Raw genomic sequence first — 26,510 nt, forward strand, 5'->3', positions numbered from 1 at the left:
TCTTGGCAAGGCCGGCCGTAGGGCTTGCGGAGAGCCCGCGGAAACGGAAAAGCCCCCGTCCGGACCGTGAGGTCCGGGCGGGGGCTTCCGAGAGACGGCCGTCAGGCGAAGAGCCCCGGAATCGTCCCCTCGTGCGCCTCGCGCAGCTCGCTCAGCGGCAGCGTGAACTCGCCCTGCACCTCCACCGCGTCGCCGTCGACCACACCGATGCGCGCGACGGGCAGGCCCCGCGCCCCGCACATGTCGGTGAAGCGCAGCTCCTCGCTCCGCGGCACGGCGACGACCGCGCGCCCCGCCGACTCGGAGAACAGGAAGGTGAACGCGTCCAGACCGTCCGGGACGACCAGGCGCGCGCCCTTCCCGCCGCGCAGGCAGGACTCGGTGACGGCCTGCACGAGGCCGCCGTCGGAGAGGTCGTGCGCGGCGTCGATCATGCCGTCACGGGAGGCCGAGATCAGGATGTCCGCGAGCAGCTTCTCGCGGCCCAGGTCGACCTCGGGCGGGAGCCCGCCGAGGTGGTCGTGGACCACCTGCGACCAGGCCGAGCCGCCGAACTCCTCGCGCGTCTCGCCGAGCAGGTAAAGGAGCTGGCCCTCTTCCTTGAACGCGATCGGCGTGCGGCGGGCCACGTCATCGATCACGCCGAGCACGGCGACGACCGGCGTCGGGTGGATCGCCGCCTCGCCCGTCTGGTTGTAGAGCGAGACGTTGCCGCCGGTGACCGGGGTGCCCAGCTCCAGGCAGCCGTCCGCGAGGCCGCGGACGGCCTCGGCGAACTGCCACATGACGTCCGGGTCCTCGGGCGAACCGAAGTTCAGGCAGTCCGAGACCGCGAGCGGCTTGGCGCCGGAGGCGGCGACGTTGCGGTACGACTCGGCGAGCGCGAGCTGCGCGCCCTTGTACGGGTCGAGCTTCGCGTACCGGCCGTTGCCGTCGGTGGCGATGGCGACGCCGAGGCCCGTCTCCTCGTTGATCCGGATCATCCCGGAGTCCTCGGGCTGGGCGAGGACGGTGTTGCCCTGCACGAAGCGGTCGTACTGGTCGGTGACCCAGGACTTCGCGGCCTGGTTCGGGGCGGCGACCAGCTTGAGGACCTGCTCGCGCAGCTCGGCCGAATTCACGGGCCGCGCGAGCTTGTCGGCGTCGTCAGCCTGGAGCGCGTCCTGCCACCGCGGCCGCGCGTAGGGACGCTCGTAGACCGGGCCGTCGTGCGCGACCGTGCGCGGGTCGACGTCGACGATCTTCTCGCCGTGCCAGAAGATCTCCAGCCGGTCGCCGTCGGTCACCTCACCGACGACGGTGGCGATGACGTCCCACTTCTCGCAGATCTCCAGGAAGCGGGCGACCTTCTCCGGCTCCACGACGGCGCACATGCGTTCCTGCGACTCACTCATGAGGATCTCCTCGGGAGTGAGCGTGGAATCGCGCAGCGGTACGTCGTCCAGCTCGACCCGCATGCCGCCGGAGCCGTTGGACGCCAACTCGCTGGTGGCACAGGAGAGTCCGGCCGCGCCCAGGTCCTGGATGCCGACGACGAGCTTCTCGGCGAAGGCCTCCAGGGTGCACTCGATGAGGAGCTTCTCCTGGAAGGGGTCACCGACCTGGACGGCGGGACGCTTCGACGGCTTCGTGTCGTCGAAGGTCTCGGAGGCCAGGATCGAGGCGCCGCCGATGCCGTCGCCGCCCGTGCGGGCGCCGTACAGGATGACCTTGTTGCCGGGGCCCGAAGCCTTCGCGAGGTGGATGTCCTCGTGCCGCATGACGCCGATGGCACCGGCGTTGACCAGCGGGTTGCCCTGGTAGCAGGCGTCGAAGACCAGCTCGCCGCCGATGTTGGGCAGGCCGAGGCAGTTGCCGTAGCCGCCGATGCCGGCGACGACGCCGGGCAGGACGCGCTTGGTGTCGGGGTGGTGGGCGTCGCCCATCCGCAGCGGGTCCACGACCGCGACCGGCCGGGCGCCCATCGCGATGATGTCGCGCACGATGCCGCCGACGCCGGTGGCCGCGCCCTGGTAGGGCTCGACGTACGAGGGGTGGTTGTGCGACTCGACCTTGAAGGTGACGGCGTAGCCCTGACCGACGTCGACAACGCCCGCGTTCTCCCCGATGCCGACGAGCATCGCGTCGTTCTGCGGCACCTTCTCGCCGAACTGCCGCAGGTGGACCTTGCTGCTCTTGTACGAGCAGTGCTCGGACCACATGACGGAGTACATGGCGAGCTCGGCGCCGGTCGGGCGGCGGCCGAGGATCTCGCGGACGCGCTCGTACTCGTCTTCCTTCAGGCCCAGTTCGGCCCAGGGCAGCTTGACGTCGGGGGTCTCGGCTGCGTGCTTGACGGTGTCCAGAGTCATGCGTTGACCAGCTTCTTCAGGATCGAGGTGAAGAATCCCAGGCCGTCGGTGCGGCCGGTCCCGACCAGCGGTTCGACCGCGTGCTCGGGGTGCGGCATGAGACCGACGACGTTGCCCGCCGCGTTGGTGATGCCGGCGATGTCACGGAGTGAACCGTTGGGGTTCGTGTCGAGGTACCGGAAGGCGACGCGGCCCTCGGCCTCCAGCATGTCCAGGGTCCGCTCGTCGGCGGTGTACTGCCCGTCGATGTTCTTGAGCGGGATCGAGATCTCCTGACCGGCGGTGTAGTCGGCGGTCCAGGCGGTCCGGTCGCTCTCCACGCGCAGCTTCTGCTCGCGGCAGATGAAGTGCAGGTGGTTGTTGCGCAGCATCGCGCCCGGCAGGAGATGCGTCTCGGTGAGGACCTGGAAGCCGTTGCAGATGCCGAGGACCGGCATTCCGGCCTTCGCCTGCTCGATGACGGACTCCATCACCGGCGAGAAACGGGAGATGGCCCCGGCCCGCAGGTAGTCCCCGTAGGAGAACCCGCCCGGCAGCACCACGGCGTCGACCTGCTTGAGGTCCTTGTCCTTGTGCCACAGCGGCACCGCCTCGGCGCCCGCCACGCGGACGGCGCGCTGCGTGTCGCGGTCGTCGAGGGTTCCGGGGAAAGTGACGACGCCAATTCGAGCGGTCACTTCTCTTCCTCCGCCTTCTCGTCCTCGACCTTTACGACGAAGTCCTCGATCACGGTGTTGGCGAGGAAGGTTTCCGCCATCTCCTGGATACGGGCGAGGGCGGCGTCGTCGACCGGCCCCTGCACCTCCAGTTCGAAACGCTTTCCCTGACGTACGTCGGAGATGCCCTGGAAACCGAGGCGCGGCAGTGCACGCTGCACCGCCTGGCCCTGGGGGTCGAGGATCTCCGGCTTGAGCATGACGTCGACTACGACGCGTGCCACTGGCACTCCCGGTGTGTGGTGCTGGCGTGTGCTGCTTGCATGGCGCTGAGCAGGTCCCTTCAGACTACCGGCACAAAATTTCTACTCGCGTAGATTCGTAGAAACCTACGTGATGGCGGTCACGTTCCCCCGCGACGACAGGTTTCAGCCGGGGCGCCTTCACGGGGAATCCGGGAAAAGATCACGGATCAGCATTGCGGCCGGACACGCGGAGATATTCGGCCGGACTTCACAATTCAATGCCGGGCACTGTACAAAGGAAATGGCAATAGTCGATACTTTGCCCAAAACAGCCGGACGGTCGGCATCACCGCACGTCAGCGCGGTGGGGCCGCATGAAGGGACCGATATTCGTGGCGCAGCGTGTCGTAGTCACTCTCTTTGACGACATGGACGGCGGGGAAGCGGCGGAAACGGTCGCGTTCGGTCTTGACGGCAAGTCGTACGAGATCGACCTCAACCAAACCAATGCCAAGAAACTGCGCACTGCGCTCGCCCCCTACCTGGAGGCGGCCCGGAAGCAGTCGAGGTCCGGGAAGGCGTACCGGCACACCACGGTCTCCCCCGACCCGTCGGCCGTACGGGCCTGGGCCCGCTCGCACCAGCTGGACGTCCCGCCGCGCGGCCGCATCCCCAAGCGGGTCTACGAGGCCTTCGAGGCGGCCCACTGACCTGGCGCCCTCCGCGGTCCCGAGCCTCTCGCGGCAACCGACTTGCGCTGCACCCCCGCTGGTCAGCTAGAGTCTGAAGCACGCCGAGGGGCAAGGCCGAAAGGCCGGACCTCACGGAGTCGTGCGGGTGTAGTTCAGTAGTAGAACATCCCCCTTCCAGGGGGAAGGCGCAGTGTGCAATTCCTGTCACCCGCTCCGCATCGCTTCCCGACCAGTCACCTGGTTGCGGTAAGCTGGTGCTCGCGCCGATCAGTGAGAGCTGGTCGGAGGCAATGCGAACGTAGCTCAGTTGGTAGAGCGCAACCTTGCCAAGGTTGAGGTCGCGAGTTCGAACCTCGTCGTTCGCTCCAAAGAAGAAGGCCCCGGTCGATCCGACCGGGGCCTTCTTCGTGTACCCCGAGGATCGTTCCCCCATGGACCGGCTGCTGACATTTGTCATGAGGGCCGGTGACAGCGCGCACTGCTCCCCCGCCTCCGGCCGGGGGATGCTCATCCCCATGACGGACCAAGTGATCGACGTGACCGATCTCCGGCGCGTGTACGGGGGCGATTTCGAGGCGGTGCGCGGCATCTCCTTCGGCGTGGGCCGCGGCGAGCTGTTCGCGCTGCTCGGCACCAACGGCGCGGGCAAGACCTCCACCATGGAGCTCCTCGAAGGCCTCGCGGCGCCGGCCGGCGGGCGGGTCCGGGTGCTCGGGCACGACCCGTACACCGAGCGGGCCGCGGTACGGCCCCGCATCGGCGTGATGCTCCAGGAAGGCGGATTTCCCGCCGAGTTGACGGTCACCGAGACCGTGCGGATGTGGGCCGGCTGCACCAGCGGGGCCCGGCCCGCCGCCGAGGCCCTGGAGATCGTGGGGCTCGGCAAGCGGGCCGGCGTCCGCGTGAAACAGCTGTCCGGCGGCGAGAAGCGACGGCTCGACCTGGCCATGGCGCTCATCGGGCGGCCCGAGGTGCTCTTCCTCGACGAGCCCACCACGGGGCTCGACGCGGAAGGGCGGCGCGAGACCTGGGAGCTGGTCCGCGCTCTGCGGGACAACGGCACGACCGTGCTGCTCACCACGCACTACCTGGAAGAGGCCGAGGAACTCGCCGACCGGCTCGCGATCCTCCACGACGGGCGGATCGCCGCCGAGGGACGTGTCGCCGACGTGGTCGCCGCGCAGCCCTCCCACGTCTCCTTCGAACTGCCCGCGGGGTACTTCGTCGGCGACCTGCCGCCACTCGCCGGGCTGGGCGTGAGCGGGCACGAGGTCTCCGGGCGCCGGGTGAAGCTGCGTACGCACGAACTGCAACGAGCCGCCACCGGACTGCTGTTGTGGGCCAGGGACGCGCGGGTCGAACTGGGGGCGCTCGACGTGCGGGCGGCCTCGCTGGAGGAGGCGTTCCTGCGGATCGCGCGGGACACCGAGCAGGCCGGGAACAAGGAGATGGCGGTATGAGCACGGTGGCCGTGACGACTCCGGCGGGGCGGATGCGGGCGCTGGCGCGCGCCGAGCTGACCCTGCTCGGGCGGAGCAAGGGGACGCTGTTCGCGGCGCTGTTCGTGCCGGCGGTGATGCCGTTCAGCGTCAGCGCGGCGATGAGCGAGAACGACCTGGCGGAGGCCGGGCTCTCGGTGGGCACGATGGTCCTGCCGTCCGCCATCGGCTTCTCCCTCGTCTTCGCCGTCTACGCCTCGCTGATCGGCGTCTTCGTCGCGCGGCGCGAGGAACTCGTGCTGAAGCGGCTGCGCACCGGGGAACTGCGGGACCACGAGATCCTGATCGGCGCCTCGCTGCCCGCCGTCGCCATAGGCCTCGCGCAGATCCTGGTGCTCTCCCTGGGCTGCCTCGCGCTCCTGGACGCGGGGGCGCCCGGCAACGCGCTCTACCCGCTCCTCGGAGTGCTGCTCGGCATCGTGATGTTCGGCGCGCTCGCGGCGGTGACGGCGAGCTTCAGCAGGACCGCGGAGACCGCCCAGGTCATGAGCATGCCGCTGATCTTCGCGTCGATGCTGGGCTCGGGGCTCGTCGTACCGCTGGAGGTGATGCCCGACGCCCTCGCCTCGGTCTGCGAACTCCTGCCGCTCTCCCCGGTGATCGCACTCGTGCGCGGCGGCTGGACCGGCGGCCTCTCGGCGGGTGAGGCCTTCGGCGCCGTCGCCACGGCGGTGGCCTGGAGCCTGGTGTCCGTGTTTGCTGTACGGCGATGGTTCCGCTGGGAACCCCGGCACTGAGGGAGGCGGTCCGCGTGGTCGGCCGGATACGGGCCTGGCAGCGTGGCTGGCAGGCCAGGAGCAAGATCGAGAAGGTCGAGTTCCAGAGCGTGGTCATGTGGCACGTCCTGCCCTGGCTCTTCTTCCTCACCTGGGGCTCGCTGCCGCTGGGCCTGAGCCTGGCCCACGAGCCCGCCGCGCAGATCATCGGCTGGACGCTGATCGCGGTGGCCGCCGTACAGAGCGTGCACGTCAACCGCTCCCTGCGGCGCTCGGTCGACCACTACCTGAAACGGGCGGGCATGCCGCGCCGCGACCTCGCCGTCTCCGGCGCCCTGCTGGCCCTCGCGCTGGGGCTCGTCCTCGCTCTCGAAGCGGTCGACGGCGTCGCCGAGAAGACGGTCGGCTTCACGGCGCTGTATCTGGTCGTGCCGTTCGGCCAGGCGCTCGCCTTCGCCGTGCCGGTCCGCAGGTTCCTGGTCCACATCGCGCTGATCGACGCCGTCGCCGTGGCCGGGTTCGCCGCCGTCGGCGTGCATGACGCACGGCTCGCCGGGTTCGCCGCCCTCATCGCCTTCGCCGGCCTGCTGATGCTGATCTGCACGCGCTGCGGCGCCTGGACGCTCTTCGTGATGTGGGAGGCCGACCGCTCCCGCGAGGTGGAGGCCCGCCTCGCGGTCGCCGAGGAGCGGCTGCGGTTCGGGCGGGACCTGCACGACGTCATGGGCCGCAACCTCGCCGTCATCGCCCTCAAGAGCGAGCTGGCGGTGCAGCTCGCGCGCCGCGGGCGGCCGGAGGCCGTGGACCAGATGGTCGAGGTGCAGCGGATCGCGCGGGAGTCGCAGCGGGAGGTACGGGAAGTGGTGCGGGGCTACCGCGAGATCGACCTCGGCGTGGAACTCCTCGGCGCGCAGGGCGTCCTGGAGGCGGCCGGGATCGCCTGCCGGGTCACCGGCTCGGCGGCGGGGCTGCCGGCCCCGTGCAGTCGGCCCTCGGCTGGGTCGTGCGCGAGGCGGCCACCAACGTGCTGCGGCACGGCGACGCCACCCGCTGCGACATCACCCTGGCGGTGACGGATGACCGCACGGCACTGACCGTCGAGAACGACGGCGTGCCCGATGCCGTGCCGTCCGGCGGCGGCTCGGGCCTCGCCGGCCTCCGGGAACGGCTGGCCGAGGTCGACGGCACCCTCGACTTCGCGGCCGGTCAGGGCCGCTTCCACCTCACCGCGGCGGTGCGGCTGCCTCGGGCCGCCGCCGGGAGCGCGGCGCCCGCACCGGCCGACCGGAGCGAGGTACTGCTGTGAGCCTGCGCGTACTGCTCGCCGACGACGAGCACCTCATCCGGGGTGCCCTCGCCGCGCTGCTCGCCCTGGAGGACGATCTCGTGGTCGTCGCCGAGGCGGCCACCGGGCCCGAGGCGCTCGCCATGGCGCGGGCCCACCGCCCCGATGTCGCCGTCCTCGACCTCCAGATGCCGGGCGCCGACGGTGTGAGTGTCGCCACATCCCTGCGGGACGAACTGCCGCACTGCCGGACCATGATCGTGACGAGTCATGGCAGACCGGGACATCTCAAGCGGGCTCTCGCGGTGGGCGTACGCGGCTTCGTGCCGAAGACGGTGAGCGCGCAGCGGCTCGCCGAGATCATCCGCGCCGTGCACGCCGGTAACCGTTACGTGGACCCGGAGTTGGCCGCCGACGCCATCTCCGCCGGGGACTCGCCGCTGACCGCGCGCGAGGCCGAGGTGCTCGAACTCGCCGCCGACGGGGCGCCCGTCGCGGAGATCGCCGAGCGCGCCGCGCTCTCCCCCGGGACCGTCCGCAACTACCTCTCCTCGGCGGTCACCAAGATCGGGGCGGAGAACCGGCATGCGGCGGTGCGTCTCGCCCGCGAGCGAGGTTGGGTATAGTTGTCCTCGCGTTACGGCGCAGCGCGGACGTAGCTCAGTTGGTAGAGCGCAACCTTGCCAAGGTTGAGGTCGCCAGTTCGAACCTGGTCGTCCGCTCAGCTGAAAGGCCCCGCTCCTCGGAGCGGGGCCTTTCTCGTTCTTCCTGCGCGGCCGTGCTACCAGGAAGTCCCGGTCAGCCGCTCGTACGCCTCGACGTACTTGGCGCGTGTGGCGTCCACCACGTCCTGCGGCAGTGCCGGCGGCGGCTGCTCGCTCTTGCGGTCCCAGCCCGAGGCCGGCGAGGTCAGCCAGTCCCGCACGAACTGCTTGTCGAACGACGGCTGGGCGCGGCCCGGCTCCCACTGGTCCGCGGGCCAGAACCGCGACGAGTCCGGCGTCAGGACCTCGTCGCCGATGAACAGCGCCCCGCCGTCGAAGCCGAACTCGAACTTCGTGTCGGCGAGGATCAGGCCGCGCTCCCGCGCGATGTTCCGCGCCCTGCTGTAGACGGCGAGCGTCGCCTGACGCAGCTGCGCGGCGGTCTCCGGGCCGACCTGGCGGGCGACTTCCTCGTAGCTCACGTTCTCGTCGTGCTCGCCGACGGCGGCCTTCGCGGCGGGCGTGAAGATCGGCCCGGGCAGCTCCGATCCGTCGACCAGGCCCTCGGGCAGCGCGAGGCCGCAGACGGTGCGGGACGCGTTGTACTCCAGAAGGCCCGAGCCGGTGAGGTAGCCGCGGGCCACGCACTCGACCGGGACCATCTCCAGGGACTTGCAGACGAGCGTGCGCCCCTCCCAGTCGGCGGGGGCGCCCTGCGGCAGGTCCGTGGAGAGGACGTGGTTCGGGATGATGTCCGCGAGCTGGTCGAACCACCACAGGGAGAGCCGGGTGAGGACGCGGCCCTTGTCGGGGATCTCCGAGGGCAGCACCCAGTCATAGGCGGAGAGCCGGTCGCTGGCGACCATGATGAGCTCGCCCGCCTCGTTCCGGTACAGGTCGCGCACCTTGCCGGTATGGAGGTGGACCAGGCCCGGCACCTGCAGCGGCTCGGGCTTTTCTACGAATCCGGACACGGTTCCCTCCAGTGATTCCGACCAAGTGGTGTCGATTCTCCCGTATCGGGGGCGAAGTCGTGGCCAGGGGTCGCCCCGGGCCGTGCGTCGGCTCGGCGGAAGGGACCGCCGGGCCTTGGCGGAAGGGACCGCCGGGCCTTGGCGGAAGGGACCGCCGGGCCTTGGCGGAAGGGACCGCCGGGCCTTGGCGGAAGGGTCCGCCGGGGTGCCTTGGCGGAGGGGTCGTCAGTCCCGCTTGCAGATGCGGTCCAGGAGATTGGCCGTGGCGCGCTGCACGCGGGCGTCCACGTGGCCTGGACGGTCGAGCGCCGGGGACCAGGCGAAGGTGCCGGACGCGAAGACCAGGGCGCCCGAGGGGGCGCGGTAGAGCGAGGACTCCTGGTGGCGCGTGACACCCTCCGCGTCCGCGTACGGCGAGTGGGCGAGCAGGATGCGGCCCTGGTGTTCGGGGAGCGCCGTCCGCGGGAAGTAACGGTCGGCCTCGCCCGCGACCAGGCCCTCGATCTCGTCGCCCTCGTGCGCTCCGGTCGCCTCCCACAGCCAGTGGTCGGCGTTGCGGACGACCAAGGGGTGCGGTTCGGGAACGCGGCCCGCGTACTGGATGCCGAGCAGTTGCTGCTCGGCGGTGTTGTCGCCGTCCCGCTCGCGCCAGAGGGCGGACTTGCCGGGGCCGCGGCGCTTGCGGCAGGTCAGCAGGCGGTCCGGGACGCCGGACGGGGAGGGGCCCAACTCCACCTGCCAGTACATGGTGTTGGCGGAGAGGAAGACCAGGGAGGTGCCGCCGTCGCGCGCCAGCTCCGTGGTGCGGCGCATCGCCGGTGACCAGTACTCGTCGTGGCCCGGGAAGACCAGGCCCCGGTAGCGGGTCGGGTCGATGCGGCCCGCGTGCAGGTCACGGGCGTCGGCGTACGCCAGGTCGTAGCCGTACCGCTCGGCCCAGCGGATGAAGTCGTAGGCGTGGCCGACGTGCAGGGGCAGGCCCGCGCCCGCGTACGGACGGTCGAAGGAGACCGTGACCGCGGCCTCGCTCTCGCCGAGGAGGCGGCCTTCCTCGTCCCACGCGTGATAGAGGCTGGCGCCCGTGCGGCCGTCCTCCGGGTAGAGGTTGTACGCCTGCCAGGTCACGTCCGGCAGGAGGAGCAGGAGGTCGGCGGGGTGGCTGTCGCGGACCGTGAAGGGCACGTGCGAGCGGTAGCCGTCGGCGGTGGTGAGCACCGCCACGTACGCCCCGATGTTCCAGTAGCTCGGGATCTGGAGACGCCAGGAGAGCCACCAGTGGTGGCAGGAGACCGTGCGGTCCGCGGTGAGCGGGGGCGGCTGAACGATGCCGGACAGGCGCGGGCTGGTCGTGATCTTGCTGGCGCCGTCGCCGCCGTAGTGCCCGATGCGGTAGATGTCGACGCTGAACTGCTGGGGCGGGTCCACCGTGACGTGGAAGTCGATCGCCTCGCCCGGGGCGGCGGCGCCGGTGGCGGTGAAGCCCTTGATCTGGCAGCGCACGTCGTCGGCGGTCCGGGGGGCGCCGGTGCGCGGCGCCGGGATGTTCGCCCCGGGGGCCGACGCGTGGTCGACGTACCAGGGCACGACCTTGCCCGTGTCGTCGAAGTAGTGCTCGGATCCTCGCAGCCAGGGCAGCGGGCCCTGGCCGAAGGGGTCCGACACGGCGTGCGCCAGCGCGCCCGATTCCCAGCGGCGGATCGGCTCCTGTCCCATCGGCTCCTGCCCCATGTCTTCCCCTCCCTCACTCCCCCGAGCCTGCGGCGCCGGCCGGTGCGTACCGTCCGGCGACAGATCCAGCACATCACATTACGCACGCACTCCGTCACCGTTCGTCGCTAATTGACGGGAACGGACGGAAACGGAAGAGAAGCTTCCGGATTCGAGTGCGGGACGGGTGTGGCGGCAGGGTCAGACGAGGCGGACCGGTTTCTCCTGGCGGACGCCGAGCCGCGCGAGCCACTCCCGCAGAGGGGAGGGGTCGCCGTGCTCGACGAGGCGCAGGACGCGGGGCGCGAGGTCCGCCGCGCGCTCCCCGTCGACCAGCAGGGCGGGGCCGTCGAGCCAGTCGAGGCCGGGGGCGGCACCCGCGGTGTCCACCGCCGCGCAGCAGACCATCGCCGTGACATGGTCGGCCAGCAGCTCGCGGCCCGTGCGGGGCGGTTGGAGCGGAAAGAGGGGCAGCGCGCCGTCGTCCCAGAGCGCCTCGTCGGGGCCCTGCCCCGCGGGGGCCGGGCGCGGCGGTGCGGCGGCTTCCTCGCGGGCCAGCTCGGCGCTGAGCCCGGCGGCGAGGACGCCGCTGGGACCTTCGTCGCGGGGGTCGGGGTCGGCGGAGTCGTTGGGGTCAGCGGAGTCGTCGGGGTCGGCGGAGTCGTCGGGGTCAGCGGAGTCGTCGGGGTCACCGGAATCGTCGGGGTCAGCGGAGTCGTCGGGGTCACCGGAATCGTCGGGGTCACCGGAATCGTCGGGGTCAGCGGTGGGGGCGCTGGCGGGAGCGGTTACGGGGGTGAAAGCGCCGCCAGGGCGGTCGGGGCCGTCAGAGCCGCTGTGACCCTCGGGGCCGCCGTGGCCCTCGGGGCCGCCGTGGCCCTCGGGGCCGCCGTGGCCCTCGGGAACATCATGAGGCGCGGTGGCGTCGAGGCCGCTGTCGGCAGCGGAATCCACGCCGAGAATCGCGCCCAGGCCGGCCTCACGGGCATCAGGCGCCGCAACGTCCCCGCCCGCCTCGTGCGCCTCGTGCGCCTCGTGAGCGCCGTGAGCGCCGTGAGCGCCGTGCGCTCCTGCGGTGGTCAGGTGGTCCATGATGCGGGCGAGCGTCGGTCCCTCGGGGTCGGGGGCCGTCGGGTCCGCGCGGTGGCCGACGCCCAGGGAGTCCAGGACGCGGTGCAGGCGGGCGGCGTCCATGCGCCACTTGCGGTCCACGACCTCGTCCGGATACTCCTGCCAGGCCACCGGCGCCCAGTCCGGGCCCGTCTCCGCGGGACCGCCGTGGAAGAGGCGGGCGGCGAGCAGCGACGCCGCCTCGTCCACCGAACCCGGCTCCTCCAGCAGGTCACACGCGGGACGCTCGCCCAGCCGGGAAGCGAAGCCCTCCGCCAGGCGGTCCCTGCGGGACAACTCGGTGAGCGCGGAGACCACGCCCGCGTCCAGCCGGGAGGGCCAGCGGCCCATCCGCCAGGCGGGCAGCGCGACCCGGGTGAGCAGCCGGTCCCAGCCGGCGTAGGCGAGGCCGACCTGCTCCTGGGCGACGATCCGCACGCCGTAGTCCACGGTCTGGGCGCGCTCGGCGGCCGCCGCGGCGACCCCCCGCTCCATCTCGGCGGCATGCACCCGGCAGTTGCGCAGGAGCAGCCGTGCCACCCAGCCGACACCGGCGAGCACCGTCCGGGTCAACGGACCGCGCCCGGGGGCCGCGGAGACCGCGACCGCCGCGTCGAGCCCGCGCACGAAGCGCCTGGCGGCGGCTATGTCGGGGTGCGCGGAGGGCCCCGTGCCCGCCACGACCGGAGCCAGCACCGCGCGCAGCTCACCGACCCGCATCCACCACAGGAACGGCGAGCCGATCACGAGCACGGGGGCCGCGGAGGGCCGGCGCTCAGGAGCACGGACATCGTCCGCACCGCCGGAGGCCTCGCCGCTCCCCGGGGAGGCGCCCCGGTCCCGCGCGGGCGGGCCGTGCGCCGGATGGGTGCGGTCCTCCAGCCAGCTGTCGCAGTCGGGGGTGAGCGCTATCGCCGAGGGCGCGGGCACGTCCAGCCGGTCGGCGAGGTCACGGACCAGGCGGTACAGGTCGGGGGCGGACTCCTCGGCGATCGGGACCGTGGGGCTCAACGCGGGTCTGGCCCGGGCGACGACCAGCGCGACGCCCACCGCGGCGAGCAGCACGAGCAGGGCGAGCACCGTCACCACCCAGCGCACGACGTCCCAACTCCCGCCGCCGATATGGCCCGTGGCGCCGCCCGCGAGCAGCACGACGGCGGCGGCCGCGGGCAACAGGGCCACGGCCAGCGCCCGGCTGCGCAGACGCAGCACGGCGAGGGCCCGGGAGCGCGCGGCCTGCGCGCCGACCTCCACACCCGTACCTGACACGACCGATGGCACCCCCTGCTGCCTACTGCTCGGCCGTCGGCCTGGGCCGACGGCACACATGAATGGCGTTGGTCTTGCTCACTCCCCCACTGTGGCACCCGCCACTGACATCGCAATGCCGGTGGTCTGTTTGGCTCTGGGCACCTGGAACGCTTGCGCCGCACCCTAGTTGGGGTACCGGTCGTCGTCAGCCGGATGGGTCAGCGGTCACTCGATGGAATGGCTTTGGCTAAAGGTGGCTGCCGAAAAGGCCCCGGATCCAGTGCGGATCCGGGGCCTGAAGCCGGCGGAACGTCGGCGAAAGGTCGACGGAAGGTGGCGAAAGGTCGACGGAAGGTCGACGGAAGGCGGCGGAAGACCGGCGGGACGCTCGCCGGGCTTTACGCCTCCGCGGCCGCCTTCGCCGCGATGTCCGTACGGTGCTGCGCGCCGTCGAGGCGGATGCGGGACAGCGCGGCGTACGCGCGTTCGCGGGCCTGCGTGAGGCCGTCGCCGGTCGCCGTCACGGACAGCACCCGGCCGCCCGCGCTGAAGACGGCGTCGCCGTCGCGCCGGGTCCCGGCGTGCAGGACGTACGCGTGGGGCGCATCCTGTGCCGCCACCGCGTCGAGGCCCTCGATGGGGTCGCCCGTGCGAGGCGTGCCGGGGTAGTTGTGCGAGGCGACGACCACGGTCACCGCGGCGTCGTCGCTCCAGCGCAGCGGGGGCAGGTCGGCCAGATTGCCGGTCGCCGCGGCCATCAGGAGCCCGGCCAGCGGGGTCTTGAGGCGGGCGAGGACCACCTGGGTCTCGGGGTCGCCGAAGCGGGCGTTGAACTCGATCACGCGTACGCCCCGGCTGGTGATCGCCAGGCCCGCGTAGAGCAGCCCGGCGAAGGGGGTGCCGCGGCGGCGCAGCTCGTCGACGGTCGGCTGGAGCACGCTCCGCATGACGTCGTCGACCAGGGCGGGGTCGGCCCACGGGAGGGGCGAGTACGCGCCCATGCCTCCGGTGTTCGGCCCCTCGTCGCCGTCCAGTGCCCGCTTGAAGTCCTGGGCGGGCTGGAGCGGCACGACGGTCTCGCCGTCGGTGACCGCGAAGAGGGAGACCTCCGGGCCGTCGAGGAACTCCTCGATGACCACGCGCTCGCATGCCAGGGCATGCGCGCGGGCCGCCTCGATGTCGTCGGTGACGACGACGCCCTTGCCGGCGGCGAGCCCGTCGTCCTTGACGACGTACGGCGCCCCGAAGGCGTCGAGGGCCTTGTCGACCTCCTCGGCGTCGGTGCAGACGTAGGACCGGGCGGTCGGCACGCTCGCGCCCGCCATCACGTCCTTGGCGAACGCCTTGGAGCCTTCCAGTTGGGCGGCTTCCTTGGAGGGGCCGAAGCAGGGAATGCCGACGGCGCGCACGGCGTCGGCGACGCCGGCGACCAGCGGGGCCTCCGGGCCCACGACGACCAGCCCGGCTCCGAGCTCGGTCGCCAGCGCGGCCACGGCGGCGCCGTCGAGGGCGTCGACCTGGTGGGTCTCGGCCACTTCCGCGGTCCCGGCGTTGCCGGGGGCGCAGTGCAGCTCGGAGACGTCGGGGTCGAGGGACAGAGAGCGGCACAGGGCGTGTTCGCGGGCACCACTGCCGATGACGAGGACCTTCACGGTGTTCAGCCTAGCCCGCGGCCGCCCCTGCCTTTGTACGGGCTGCCGAGCCAGGCCCCTGCGCCACTTGTACGTTCATCCAGTTCCCGGGGGTCTGCTGCGTGGCGCAGGGGCCACTCGCCACCGGTCGACCTGGCTCGGCCCGACCAGGCCGCCTGATCTGACTGGCCCGGCTGATCCAACTGGCTGGCTCAGCCCGGCTGATCCGGCTGATCCGGCTGGACGCGCTGAACCAGCTGGTCGGCTCGGCCAGTCGGGCCCGGCTGGCCCGGCTGGCCCGGCTGGCCCGGCTGGCCCGGCTGGCCGCACTGAACCAGCTGGCTGACTCGGCCCGACTCAGCCCGGCTAATCCAGCTGGCCGGGCTGAACCAGGTGGACCCGCTGGCCCGACTGCCCCGTGCGGCCCGTGTGGCCCGGCTGAACCCGCTGGCCCGACTCGGCCCGGCCGAACCGGCAGGCCGCGCTGAACCAGCTGGCCGGCTCGGCCTGACTGGCCCCGCTGATCCGGCTGGCCCGACTTGGCCCGGTTGATCCGACGGCCCCCTGATCCAGCTGGCCGGGCTGAACCAGGTGGACCCGCTGGCCCGACTGCCCCGACTGCCCCGTGCGGCCCGGCTGGACCCGCTGACCCGACTCGGCCCGGCCGAACCGGCAGGCCGCGTTGTTCGTTCGGTTACTCGTTCGGGTATTCGTCGACCACCGTCGCGCCCAGCTCGCGGACGATCAGGTCGTGGCCCGAGAGGGCGGATTCGACCAGGTCCGGGTCGTCGTCCTGGGGGGTGTCGTCCTCGGGGGAGACGTGTTCCGGAGCGGGGGCGGGGCGGGGCGGCGGGGTCGGCTCCGGTGCCGAGGGGGGCGGAGCCTGCGGAGCCGGGGCTGCCGGGGGCGGGGCGGGCTGGTACTGCGGGGCCGCCGGGCGGGGGGCGGCGGGGGCACCGCCGCCGAAGTTGCCCGCGGCCGGCGGGGGCGCGGAGCCGCCCGACGGGTCGACGATCGCTTCGACCTTCCACTGCACGCCGAACTGCTCGGACAGCGCCTGCCGCAGTACGTCCTCGCTGCCGCTGCTGGCGAAGTTGTCCCGCGCCCCGGCGTTGACGAAGCCAATCTGGAGCGTCGTGCCGTCGAAGCCCGCCACCTGGGCGTTCTGGCTGAGCAGGATCCAGGTGAAGCGGCGGCGGTTCTTCACCGCCTCAAGGATGTTCGGCCACAGGCTGCGCGGGTCCGGGCCGCCCGCGGGAGCCGCCGCCTGGGGGGCCATCGGCGCGGGGGCCTGAGGAGCAGCCGGGGCGGGCGCCTGCGGCGCGGAAGCCGGGGCTCCGCTGCCCGTAGGCACCGTGGTGGGCCAACCCCCCGGTCGGGACGCGGACTCCGGAGCGGGCATAGCAGGAGCAGGGGCCGCTGGGCCGCTGCCCGGTGCCGAAGCCGTCGGCCAGCCGCCCGGACGCCGCTCGCTCGCAGGGGCGGCGGGAGCCGAAGGCGGGGCCGCGGGGGGTGCGGCGGGCGCGGCCTGGGCCGCCGGGGCGGGCGGTGCGGATGCTTCCGGGGCGGGTGCTCCCTGGGGTGCCCCTTGTCCTCGTACAGCGGCACGCGCGGCGGCGGGACCGCCTCCCGGAGGAACCGACGGTGCTTGCGGCACCGGACCAGGACCGCCGGGCATGGCCGCGGGCGGCTGCGGCATGCCCGCGTGCGCCTCGGCACTCGGTACGTACGCCATGGCGGGGCCGGGGCCCTGGCCGCCCGCCACGAAGTTCCCCCCGCGCTCCAGGCGGTCGAGGCGGGCCATGACGGAGCGCTCGTCGTCGTACGCCGCCGGGAGCAGGACGCGGGCGCAGATCAGCTCCAGCTGGAGCCGCGGCGAGGTGGCGCCGCGCATCTCCGTCAGGCCTTCGTTGACGATGTCGGCGGCGCGGCTCAGCTCGGCGCCTCCGAAGACGCCGGCCTGTGCCTGCATGCGCTCCACGACGTCGGTGGGAGCGTCGATGAGCCCCTTCTCGGCGGCGTCCGGCACGGCGGCGAGGATCACCAGGTCCCGCAGCCGCTCCAGGAGGTCGGCGACGAAGCGCCGCGGGTCGTTGCCGCCCTCGATGACGCGGTCCACGATCTCGAAGGCCGCGGCGCCGTCCCCGGAGGCGAAGGCCTCGACCACGGAGTCGAGCAGCGAACCGTCCGTGTATCCGAGGAGGGACGTCGCCATGGCGTACGTCACACCTGCCTCGCCCGCGCTGGCGAGCAGCTGGTCCATGACGGACATCGAGTCACGCACGGAACCGGCACCGGCCCGCACGACGAGCGGCAGCACACCTTCCTCGACGGCCATCTCCTCGCGCCCGCAGACCTCGGCGAGGTAGTCCCGGAGGGTGCCGGGGGGCACGAGCCGGAACGGATAGTGGTGCGTACGCGAGCGGATCGTGCCGATGACCTTCTCGGGCTCGGTCGTCGCGAAGATGAACTTGAGGTGCTCCGGGGGCTCCTCGACCACCTTCAGCAGGGCGTTGAACCCCGCCGAGGTGACCATGTGGGCCTCATCGATGATGTAGATCTTGTACCGGCTCGACGCGGGGCCGAAGAAGGCCTTCTCGCGCAGGTCACGGGCGTCGTCCACGCCGCCGTGCGACGCGGCGTCGATCTCGATGACGTCGATCGAGCCCGGGCCGTTCCTCGCCAGGTCGCGGCAGGACTGGCACACGCCGCAGGGCGTGGGAGTGGGACCTTGCTCACAGTTGAGACAGCGGGCCAGGATGCGCGCGCTCGTCGTCTTGCCGCAGCCGCGCGGGCCACTGAACAGATACGCGTGGTTGACCCGGTTGTTCCGCAGCGCCTGCTGCAGCGGGTCGGTCACATGCTCCTGCCCGATGACCTCGGCGAACGACTCCGGGCGATAACGGCGGTACAACGCGAGAGACGACACGCATACGAGGTTATAGGCGACCACTGACAACCCGGACCGCCCCAACGCAAAGCGCCCCCCACGCACCCGCCAGAGCCGACCTACCCTTGCTGCCTTCCGGCCCTGGGGGAGTTCAGTCAGATAGCGCCACGTGAGGGGCTGAGCCCCACCCTAGCGGATCCCGGGGGCCGGAAGCGACGCCGGGAGGCACCCTCCCGGCCTCGGGAAGCAGCCGCCGGGACCGTGTTCGCGAGCACTGCCCAACGTCTTGTATTGTTTGCGGCGGAGGATTCGCCTAGTGGCCTAGGGCGCACGCTTGGAAAGCGTGTTGGGGGCAACCCCTCACGAGTTCGAATCTCGTATCCTCCGCACTCGCCCGCAAGGGGCAAACGAAGGGTCCGACCGCTGAGCGGTCGGACCCTTCGTCGTTGCGGGGTCTCAGTGGTCTCAGTTGCGCAGGGCGCGGAAAGCCGTGGACTGCCACGGACGGGCTCCTGCTCTCTACCAACGATCAGGCCCACGGTCGTGATCGTCGACTGCATCGAGGCCAAGATCCTTCTGAGCGACCAACATGAGGCTCCGCAGCCGTGTAGGCGGCCGCGCCAGCCCGAGTCGGTTCCATGAACCGACTAGAGACGAGGCCGACCGCAGCCTCACTGTCAGAGGGACGAAATAGGGTGCCCAGCAGAAGCTCTAGGCCCTGAGATCACCCCCGGACACGAGTAAGGACATCCCCAACGGATGGCAGTGACCCAGCGCCTCGGCCTGCGCGGCGTCCCACGGCGACGGCTCCTGCGCAAGCGTCTGCAGCATCGCAAAGCCCTCCTGTTGGGCCTTACGGAACTCGCGGTCGGCACGGGCACGACGTCGGAAGTACGTGCACAACTCCATCTCTCTCGTCTGACGGGTACAGAGAACGAGCATTCGGGGAAGGCTGGTACGGAGCCGCACGACAGCGGCTCCGTGCGGGTGCGGATCGTCAGCTGCGGTGGACGACGCTGAGCCGCCCCTCGGTGCACTGGGGCAGGGTGCGGCGAGGCACCGGGACCGGTGAGGCGAGCGAGGAGGCGAACGCGGCGACCAGGTCGTGGGGGACGCTGGCGCTGAAGCTCGCGCACCACAGGTACGGGGCGCCGAGATCGGGCTCCGCCCATGCCTGCCAGCCCACCAGGTCAGGGCAGAGGTCGGCGTCCTGGACGAGCGGCAGCAGGAGCTCCAGGGACACAGTGCAGGAGAAGCCGGGGTCGGTGGCGGTCGTGCGGGGCCGGTCCGCGTCGCGGAGCCGGCCCTGGTCACGGAGCGCGGTCAGGGCCCTCTCGGGTCCCTCGAAGCTGACATCGGGTGCCGCACAGGCATCCAGCGCGAAGAGGAGATCGGCGAGCGCCTCGTGCAGGACATCGGCGGTGAAGTGCGCTCCATTCGGTCATGGCGGAGGCGGCATGAGGGCGGGCGCTGAGCTCCCAGGCGACAGGCAGCTCGCCCAGCTCGAATGGGTTGGCCGCGAGGAGCCACCCGGCGCCGCGCAGCTCGTCCGGGCTCACGTACAGCAGGGTTTGCGGGAAGTCGGCCACATGCGCCAGCCGAGGCCAGTCAGGGCGTCGCCCATCCGCTCGGCGAGATCGCCGACGTCACCGGCGAGGTGGCGCGGGGTGACCCAGTGCACCGGGCCCTGCGTGTCGGAGCAGGAGGGCTTGATGGGGTGGTGCGGGTGCAGGGGCGCCTCCGTGGGTTCGGGGTGGTTCTCCAGCAGGGCGTTGTACGTTGGCATGCGTTGCGGGCGCGCACCAGCCCCTTCCGGGGTCTTTCCTTTCTGCCCCCGGCGAACTGGTGTCTGCCGTACGGGGGGAACACTCACCGGACACCGCGGGCCCCGCTACGGACTCCGACCAGAGCACGGAGCTGAGCGGCCCTGAGAACACCTCATCCGGAACAGCACCTCTCCCGCGTAGCGTCGGCCTCAGACCGCGAGGCAGCCCCAGGCTCGGTGGTCCGAGCCGCCGTCTAACCCCTAGCCAACTGGCCGTTTCGTTCGGATCAGGCCGTTTCCAGCCGGGCAGCGAAGCCGTATGTAGGCGAAAGCAGCCGCCATCAGCAGGTATGCCCGGTACGTCTCAGCCAACGCCCGACCCACTCTCATCATCACCAGTCTGTCGCGGATAGCGTTGCTTCGCTCGAGTTAACCCTCACCTCACCGGAGACAACAGTGCACCGCTCGACCCGGCGCGCGGCGGCCGCGCTCACGGCCTCCGCCGCCCTGTTGCTGACCGCTTGCGGCGGATCGGACGACAACAAGGACAACGACAAGATCGCCGGCGCTGACGCGGGCAGCGAGAAGTCGGCGTCACCGTCCGCGTCGGCGGATGGCGTCGACCGGCCGGAGATCAAACTGCCCTCTGACGTGAAGCTCACCTTCACCCCGGAACGGGCGGGGGATCCCGTCAAGGACGCGGTCCTGCGGGACAACGCGGACATGATTCGTGCGCTCAACATGGCCATCGTGGCTGGAGATCCTCAGCTGCCCGCCCTGGAGTACTACACCGAGGGCGAGGGTGCTGTGGCCGCCCGGGACTGGGTGAAGTCGTTCAAGGACGCGGGCTGGACCGTCACCGGGACAGTGCGCTATTTCGACCGGAACGTGAAGGTCAAGTCCAAGGACAGCGCGGCGATCGGATACTGCGCCGATGAGAGCAAGGGCTTCACCAAAGATGTCAAGACGGACGAGATCAAGCGGACGAGGGTGACGAAGGACAGCTACGTCGCCTACAGCGCTCAGCTCCGGAAGAACGAGCAGGGGGTCTGGGAACTCATGAAGATGGCATCCACTCGCGGCGCGACGGGCTGCCAGCCGTGAGTCGGCTCCTCCGTACCGCCGCGATCGTGGTCGTAGCGGGAGCGACCTGGCTGTGCGCGGCGCCTGCCGCCGTCGCAGACCAGAAGCCTCCCGGAGGAGGCGGCTCATTCGGTGGCGGGGTGGGAAGCGACGCGAGCGTCTCCGGCGATGCCAGCGGCCCCACCCTCTCGGCGTCGGCCAAGGGGATCGTCTACGACTTCTCGAAGAACGGAAAGGGCAGCTCCGCCGGCCCCGTCACCTCGTCTTCCACCACCTGGACTCCCCCCGCCTGCTACTACGCCCCCAAGTACACCCCGAAGGCACTTGAGGCGTACATGCGGTACCAGTGGATGGGCACATCGACCACCGACGAGTGGGACAAGAAGACACAGGGCCAGTACGTCGACAAGGACGGCGACGCGGACAAGGATTTCAACAAGGACAGAGCCAGCAAGGGGGCTTGGTGGGGTGCCTTCGTGACCGAGGGGCGAGAGGCTGACCCCGCGGCGCAGGACTGCGACAAGATCCCCTTCTGGGTCGACAAGGGGGACCCGCCTCCCGCTGACGCCCCGCAGGCCGTCACCCCGGAAATCCTCGCGCAGCTCGCCTACTCCGAGATTCGTGTTCCCGGTACGAAGGTTGATTTGCAGCCGCAGAACAAGTCGACGGTGAATCTGCCGACGTGGGCGTGGCTTGGGGAGGCAAGGTTCAAGCCAGTGTCCGTCACCGCTTCCGTTCCCGGGCTCGGGATCGAAGCAACGAGCACAGCCGAGCCCGCCGCACTCAAGATCGAACCGGGGACGTCAGACGCTGAACTGCACCCGGCCTCCGGACAGTGCCCCATCGAGGGCGGCCGCATCGGCGTGCCGTACCGCAAGGGCAACAGTGGTGACACCCCTCCGTGCGGCGTGACGTACTTGCGGGCCTCCGGCGACGACGCGTACCAGCTCAAGGCCACCGTCACCTGGAAGATCCATTGGACGGGAACCGGGGTCAAGGGGGAACAGAGGTTGCCTGATGGCGTGTTCGGCACCGAACAGGACGTCGTCGTGCAGGAGATCCAGTCCATCAACCGCTGACCACGGCTGTCGGCCAGCCGCCACAGCACACGCACAACCATCTCAACCACGGGGGCGGACACGTATGTCGGACCTGAAGAAGGACGCGGAATCACTGCACAAGGCGGCCTCCGCACTGGGCAAGGCGGAGGACCACACCCGCAAGCCACTGCACGACTTCAAGGCCGCCTCCCACGATCTGTCCGCCTTCGGTGTGCTGGGCGCGCTGATGAGCGCCAAGGACGACATCCAGGACGGCATGGACACCATCACCAAGTTCACCAAGGACCTGCACAAGGAGTGGGAGGCCGAGGCGAAGTTCATGGATGACGTCTCCGACGCCTTCGACTTGCTGGACGTCCTGCTGTCCGCCGCGGCCCGCGCCAAGAAGGGCTGAGCCGTCCCGTGGGCTTTGACATCATCTCCGGCGACGCCGAGTTCGAAATTGACGCCGGGGATCTCAACCCGCTGCACTGGATCAACAAGGCCAACCACGCCTTCGGCAGCACCCTCGCCAGCAATCTGGAGTTCCTGGGCATCACCGACCCTGCCGTCGACCCGGACGGCATCCGGGAGATAGCCAAAAAATGGCGAGCCCTGGCCAAGGGCCTGGATGCCGCCGCCCGCGACGCCGAGACGGCACTCACGGGCCTGGAGTGGGAGGGCAAGGCCGCCAAAGCTCTGCACAAGCGGGCCAAGACCGCCCGTACGCAGGCCACCGAGATGGCCGACTCGCTGCGCAAGGGTGCCAAGGCGCTGGACGACTTCGCCGACGAGGCCCACGACCTGCTGACCGAGATCGGCGTGATCCTCGCGGAGATAGCCGAGTTCGAGATCGCCGGCCTGGCCCTGTCGGTACTGACCGGTGGCCTCTCCGCAATAGCCGGCAGTCTCGCGGCCGGCGCGCGGGCAGCGAAGGTCGTGGCACTGATTGCCCGGATCGAGAAGTCCGGCAGCCGCATGGCCAGAGTCATCCGCACCGTCATGGAGGCCATCCGCGGCCTGGAGCGGGCACTGAAGGCCCTCGGGGAGATCAAGACGATCGCCAGGGCCGGCAAACTCGCAGGTGAGGGCATGAAGTTCTCCGCCTTCGACGCCGCTCTGCAAGACCCTGGCGCGTTCAAGGATCCGGACAAGCTAGCCGGGCTCTTGGCGGAAGGCGCGGTTCTGGGAGTCGGCGGCGGAATACTGGGGAAGGCCCTCGGCAAGGGCTTGAAAAAGCTCAAGCCCAGTGAACTCGCCAAACTGGGCCGGTCGTTGGGAATCGTCAGATCCGACCTCACCAGGCTCAAATTGAAACCTAATGAGGCTGAGCGGATCAGGGCTGGAATTCGCGCGGCGGAGAAGGAGCTCAAGGTCGACCCGATCGACGTGGCCACCGGAGACATGTTCCTGGCGCAGACCGACGTCCAACTCCCCGGTGCTCTCCCCTTGATCCTGGAGCGTGCTCACCTCTCCTCCTACCGCTGGGGAGGCTGGTTCGGCCCCTCCTGGGCCTCCACCCTTGACCAGCGCCTACAAGCGAGCGACGAAGGCATCACGTACGCCACGGCGGACGGTGCCCGGCTGACGTACCCGCTCCTCGATGCCGAAGCCGATGGCCCCGTCTATGCCGGTCCGGTCAAGTCTTTGCCGCTGAGCTGGGACACGGAGACCGACGGTGCGCTTCGGGTGAGCGACCCCGCTTCGGGCCTCGCGTACGTGTTTCACACCGCGCAGCCCACCGATGACGGTGAGGCTGTGGATCTGCCTTTGCAGGCGATCGTGGACAACAACGGACAGCGCATCACCCTTCAGTACGCCGACGACGGCACCCCTACCGGGTTGGTCCATTCCGGCGGATACCGAATAGCTCTGGATCAGCACCCTTCCCTGCCGCGGATCTCCGCCCTTCGCCTGCTTGACCCGGAAGACCCCGGTGGTCACGGGACGACGCTCGTGTCGTTCAACTACGGCGATGACGGAAACCTCACCGAGGTCATCAACTCCTCCGGTCTGCCGACCCGCTTCACGTACGACGAGACGGACCGGATCACCTCATGGACCGACCGCAACGGATCGGCGTACCAGTACTTCTACGACGACCGCGGCCGCGTCGTGCGCACAGACGGCAGTGGCGGCTTCCTCGCAGGCACCCTGACATACGACGACGCCACCCGTACGACGACAGTCACCAGCGCGCGCGGTCAGACGACCCGTTACGAGCATGACGAGGCCCACCGCCTCATCCGCGAGACGGATCCGCTCGGGCACACGCGGCACCAGGAGTGGAACGCCCACCACCGACTCATCGCTGTCACTGACGCCCAAGGGCACACCACACGCTACGAGTACGACGATCACGGGCAGGTGACATCCGTCGTCCGCCCGGATGGTAGCGAAACCCGGTCCGCCTACAACGAACTCGGCCTGCCCACCTCACTGACCGGGCCGGACGGTGCAACCTGGCACCAGGAGTACGACGCCCGCGGCAACCTCACAGCGATGGCGGACCCGACCGGGGCCACCACGCAGTTCGCGTACAACGAGGCAGGGCACCGGAAGTCCGTCACCGACCCACTGGGCAACACCACTCACTTGCGCTGCGACCGCGTGGGGCTCCCTCGTGACCTGATCGACCCGCTCGGGGCCGTCACCCACTACGAGCGAGACGCCTTCGGCCGCACGAGCGCCATCACCGACCCTCTGGGGAACGTCACTCGCTTCGAGTGGACGGTCGAGGGCAAGCTCGTGCGCCGCACGGCTCCGAACGGCACCTCGGAGTTCTGGCAGTACGACGGCGAGGGCAACTGCACCGCGCACACGACTGCGAATGGAGGCGTCACCCGCTTCGAGTACACCCACTTCGACCTCGTGGCGGCCCGCACGGACCCCGATGGCACCCGTTACGAGTTCACGTACGACACTGACCTACGGTTGGTCAGTGTCACCAACCCGCAGAATCGTTCCTGGAGTTACTTCTACGAGGCCGCGGGCCGACTCGCGTCCGAGAAGGATTTTGACGGCCGAGTCTCGGAATACTCCTACAGTCCCGCGGGGCACCTGACGTCCCGCACCAACGCCATGGGGCAGATCACCTACTTCGAACACGACGCGCTCGGCCGAGTCGTTCGCAAGGACGCCAACGGAGCGGTCACCACCTTCGAGTACGACCCCACGGGACTCGTGGCCCGGGCAGCCAACGCCGACGTGGCCATCGAGCTGGAGCACGATGCCGCAGGGCGCGTGCGGAGCGAGTCCGTCAACGGTCACACCATCAGGTACGCCTACAACTTCGCCGGGCACAGGACGAGCCGCACAACACCCAGCGGCGTCACAAGCGAGTGGGCGTACGACAGGGTGGGCCGACCCACCGTTCTGCGCACGGGCTCCGCACATACGATCACGACCGACTACGACACTGTGGGCCGCGTAAGGGGCCGTCACGTGGACGGCGTTGCCACGCTGAAGCAGAGCTTCGACGAGCTGGACCGCCCCACCGGCCAGTCGGTCCTCGCGCCAAGTGGACGGACCGTCCAGAACCGGACCTACGAGTACGGCAGCGACGGCAGCCCGCGCCGCATCGACGACCGGCTGAACGGCGCACGCCACTTCGACGTCGACGGCGCCGGACGCGTCACCGCCGTCCGGGCCCAAGAGTGGAGCGAACGGTACGCTTACGACGAGCTGGGCAACCAGACTGCGGCCGCCTGGCCCTCCACTCACCCAGAGCAAGAGGCCACGGGCCCCCGCACATACCAAGGCACCCTGGTCACGCGCGCCGGCACTGTGCGCTACGAGTACGACGCCCAAGGCCGCGTCGTGCTTCGCCAGAAGACCCGGCTGTCCCGTAAGCCGGACACCTGGCGCTACGACTGGGACACCGAAAACCGCCTTGTCTCGGTCACAACTCCAGACGGGACGACATGGCGCTACCTCTACGACCCGTTCGGGCGCCGCATCGCCAAACAGCGCCTCGCCGCCGACGGCGAGTCCGTCACAGAACGGACTGACTTCGCCTGGGACGGCACCACCCTGTGCGAACAGAGCACGAGCTCCGCCGACCTGCCCTCCGCGGTCACAGTGACGTGGGACCACGACGGCACCCGCCCCATCGCGCAGACCGAACGCCGCGTCACCCCGGACGCACCTCAGGACCAGATCGACGCACGCTTCTACGCCATCGTGACCGACCTCGCCGGCACACCGACCGAACTTCTCGGCGAGGACGGGGACATCGCCTGGCGCGCCCGCAGCACGCTGTGGGGCGTCACGGCATGGTCTACACAGAGCACCACGTACACGCCTCTGAGATTCCCGGGCCAGTACTACGACCCCGAATCCGGCCTCCACTACAACTACTTCCGGCACTACGACCCGGAGACCGCCAGATACCTGAGCCAGGACCCGCTCGGACTCGCCCCCGCCGACAATCCCCGAACGTACCCGGCGAACCCCAATGTCTGGACTGACATATTGGGGCTCGCTCCTGGCACTTGCCCCGTAACAGGGCAGCAAATAGACCCCAAGGGATATTCATCCCTGTTTGAAATGCAATTGGATCCGACAGATTTCGGACGGGGTCGCGGCGTCCACTTCAATCGTGCCAACGCCGCGCTGGACGATGCGATCAAGGCGAATCCTGAACTGGGCGCCTACCTGGACCAGTTTTCTCCCGGGATCGCGGACCGTGTTAGCTCTACGGGCGGCCGAAGGGACCCGCTTGGTCACACGTGGCAACACGAGCCCGCCGCCAATGCCGGAGGCCGTCAGGGAGTTATCCGCTTGGTGCCCCGCTACCAGCACACTCCGGGATCCCCATGGTGGGACGTCCTCCATCCCGGAAACTCCGGAGGGTATGCTGAATGGGCGATACCGAATGGAGCTCCACCAAATTACCGACGCAGAAGGTGA

16 protein-coding genes, 4 tRNA genes, 1 other RNA gene and 2 pseudogenes are annotated in these 26,510 nt (G+C 70.4%); 13 read left to right on the forward strand and 10 right to left on the reverse strand.

From position 1 onward, the window contains the following. Positions 1-101: 101 nt before the first annotated feature. The 3 genes from purL to purS are packed head-to-tail and all read right to left on the reverse strand — an operon-like array spanning position 102 to position 3,291. Positions 102-2,351, reverse strand: coding sequence for a phosphoribosylformylglycinamidine synthase subunit PurL (purL, locus tag ACOBQB_RS27755; protein ID WP_423595330.1), 2,250 nt, complete (start codon positions 2,349-2,351; stop codon positions 102-104). Further along, positions 2,348-3,028 (reverse strand): phosphoribosylformylglycinamidine synthase subunit PurQ, encoded by a 681-nt coding sequence (gene purQ / locus ACOBQB_RS27760; RefSeq protein ID WP_423595332.1) that lies wholly within the window; start codon positions 3,026-3,028, stop codon positions 2,348-2,350. The genes purL and purQ overlap by 4 nt, the downstream gene beginning before the upstream one ends. Next, the gene (gene purS, locus ACOBQB_RS27765) at positions 3,025-3,291 is read right to left on the reverse strand and encodes a phosphoribosylformylglycinamidine synthase subunit PurS (protein WP_423595334.1); all 267 of its coding nucleotides are present in this window, start codon (positions 3,289-3,291) and stop codon (positions 3,025-3,027) included. Before purS ends, purQ begins: the two co-directional genes overlap by 4 nt. Before the next feature lie 353 nt (positions 3,292-3,644). Here purS and ACOBQB_RS27770 point away from each other — a divergent pair, with 353 nt between their 5' ends. From ACOBQB_RS27770 to ACOBQB_RS27805, 8 genes and pseudogenes are all read left to right on the forward strand, one after another. Continuing rightward, entirely contained in the window at positions 3,645-3,962 is a 318-nt protein-coding gene (locus tag ACOBQB_RS27770) for a histone-like nucleoid-structuring protein Lsr2 (protein ID WP_423598797.1), read from the forward strand. Positions 3,963-4,085: 123 nt separating this feature from the next. Then, positions 4,086-4,157: transfer RNA gene (locus tag ACOBQB_RS27775), tRNA-Gly, on the forward strand. A gap of 79 nt (positions 4,158-4,236) precedes the next feature. Further along, positions 4,237-4,312: transfer RNA gene (locus tag ACOBQB_RS27780), tRNA-Gly, on the forward strand. 147 nt (positions 4,313-4,459) lie between these two features. Beyond that, positions 4,460-5,404, forward strand: a complete 945-nt coding sequence (locus tag ACOBQB_RS27785) for an ABC transporter ATP-binding protein (protein WP_423595336.1) — start codon at positions 4,460-4,462, stop codon at positions 5,402-5,404. Continuing rightward, positions 5,401-6,180 carry an ABC transporter permease gene (locus ACOBQB_RS27790; RefSeq protein ID WP_423595338.1) on the forward strand — a complete coding sequence of 260 codons (780 nt, stop codon included), beginning with the start codon at positions 5,401-5,403 and terminating at the stop codon, positions 6,178-6,180. The genes ACOBQB_RS27785 and ACOBQB_RS27790 overlap by 4 nt, the downstream gene beginning before the upstream one ends. Further along, positions 6,153-7,465: pseudogene (locus ACOBQB_RS27795) on the forward strand (sensor histidine kinase). Before ACOBQB_RS27790 ends, ACOBQB_RS27795 begins: the two are co-directional and overlap by 28 nt. Beyond that, positions 7,462-8,070: a response regulator gene (locus ACOBQB_RS27800; protein WP_423595340.1), complete on the forward strand. Its 609-nt coding sequence runs from the start codon at positions 7,462-7,464 to the stop codon at positions 8,068-8,070. Before ACOBQB_RS27795 ends, ACOBQB_RS27800 begins: the two are co-directional and overlap by 4 nt. 23 nt (positions 8,071-8,093) lie before the next feature. Then, positions 8,094-8,166, forward strand: a tRNA-Gly gene (locus tag ACOBQB_RS27805). 59 nt (positions 8,167-8,225) lie between these two features. Here ACOBQB_RS27805 and ACOBQB_RS27810 read toward each other — a convergent pair. The 6 genes from ACOBQB_RS27810 to ffs all read right to left on the reverse strand — a co-directional run bounded on the left by ACOBQB_RS27810 (position 8,226) and on the right by ffs (position 17,893). Continuing rightward, a complete protein-coding gene (locus tag ACOBQB_RS27810; RefSeq protein WP_423595342.1) occupies positions 8,226-9,122 on the reverse strand; it encodes a phosphoribosylaminoimidazolesuccinocarboxamide synthase in 897 nt (298 codons plus the stop codon). A 225-nt stretch (positions 9,123-9,347) separates the two neighbouring features. Further along, entirely contained in the window at positions 9,348-10,835 is a 1,488-nt protein-coding gene (locus ACOBQB_RS27815) for a N,N-dimethylformamidase beta subunit family domain-containing protein (RefSeq protein WP_423598799.1), read from the reverse strand. 195 nt (positions 10,836-11,030) lie between these two features. Continuing rightward, a complete protein-coding gene (locus tag ACOBQB_RS27820) occupies positions 11,031-13,208 on the reverse strand; it encodes a hypothetical protein (protein WP_423595344.1) in 2,178 nt (725 codons plus the stop codon). 380 nt (positions 13,209-13,588) lie between these two features. Next, positions 13,589-14,842, reverse strand: coding sequence for a phosphoribosylamine--glycine ligase (gene purD / locus ACOBQB_RS27825; protein ID WP_423595346.1), 1,254 nt, complete (start codon positions 14,840-14,842; stop codon positions 13,589-13,591). Positions 14,843-15,515: 673 nt separating this feature from the next. After that, positions 15,516-17,750: a DNA polymerase III subunit gamma and tau gene (locus ACOBQB_RS27830; protein WP_423595348.1), complete on the reverse strand. Its 2,235-nt coding sequence runs from the start codon at positions 17,748-17,750 to the stop codon at positions 15,516-15,518. 44 nt (positions 17,751-17,794) lie between these two features. Further along, an RNA gene (ffs, locus tag ACOBQB_RS27835) (signal recognition particle sRNA small type) lies at positions 17,795-17,893 on the reverse strand. 120 nt (positions 17,894-18,013) lie between these two features. Between ffs and ACOBQB_RS27840 the strand changes: the two genes are divergently transcribed. Further along, positions 18,014-18,098: transfer RNA gene (locus ACOBQB_RS27840), tRNA-Ser, on the forward strand. 610 nt (positions 18,099-18,708) lie between these two features. On the opposite strand, the pseudogene ACOBQB_RS27845 reads toward ACOBQB_RS27840, so the two are convergent. Next, a pseudogene (locus ACOBQB_RS27845) lies at positions 18,709-19,392 on the reverse strand (DUF317 domain-containing protein). A gap of 540 nt (positions 19,393-19,932) precedes the next feature. On the opposite strand from ACOBQB_RS27845, the gene ACOBQB_RS27850 reads away from it, so the two are divergent. The 4 genes from ACOBQB_RS27850 to ACOBQB_RS27865 all read left to right on the forward strand — a co-directional run bounded on the left by ACOBQB_RS27850 (position 19,933) and on the right by ACOBQB_RS27865 (position 26,510). Next, positions 19,933-20,580 (forward strand): hypothetical protein, encoded by a 648-nt coding sequence (locus tag ACOBQB_RS27850; protein ID WP_423595350.1) that lies wholly within the window; start codon positions 19,933-19,935, stop codon positions 20,578-20,580. Beyond that, positions 20,568-21,638, forward strand: coding sequence for a hypothetical protein (locus ACOBQB_RS27855; RefSeq protein ID WP_423598801.1), 1,071 nt, complete (start codon positions 20,568-20,570; stop codon positions 21,636-21,638). Before ACOBQB_RS27850 ends, ACOBQB_RS27855 begins: the two co-directional genes overlap by 13 nt. Before the next feature lie 64 nt (positions 21,639-21,702). Further along, positions 21,703-22,014, forward strand: a complete 312-nt coding sequence (locus ACOBQB_RS27860) for a hypothetical protein (RefSeq protein WP_423595352.1) — start codon at positions 21,703-21,705, stop codon at positions 22,012-22,014. Positions 22,015-22,022: 8 nt separating this feature from the next. Further along, positions 22,023-26,510 (forward strand): DUF6531 domain-containing protein, encoded by a 4,488-nt coding sequence (locus ACOBQB_RS27865; protein WP_423595354.1) that lies wholly within the window; start codon positions 22,023-22,025, stop codon positions 26,508-26,510.

It is taken from the genome of Streptomyces sp. G5(2025), from assembly GCF_049542075.1.
In the GTDB taxonomy this organism is placed as follows: domain Bacteria; phylum Actinomycetota; class Actinomycetes; order Streptomycetales; family Streptomycetaceae; genus Streptomyces.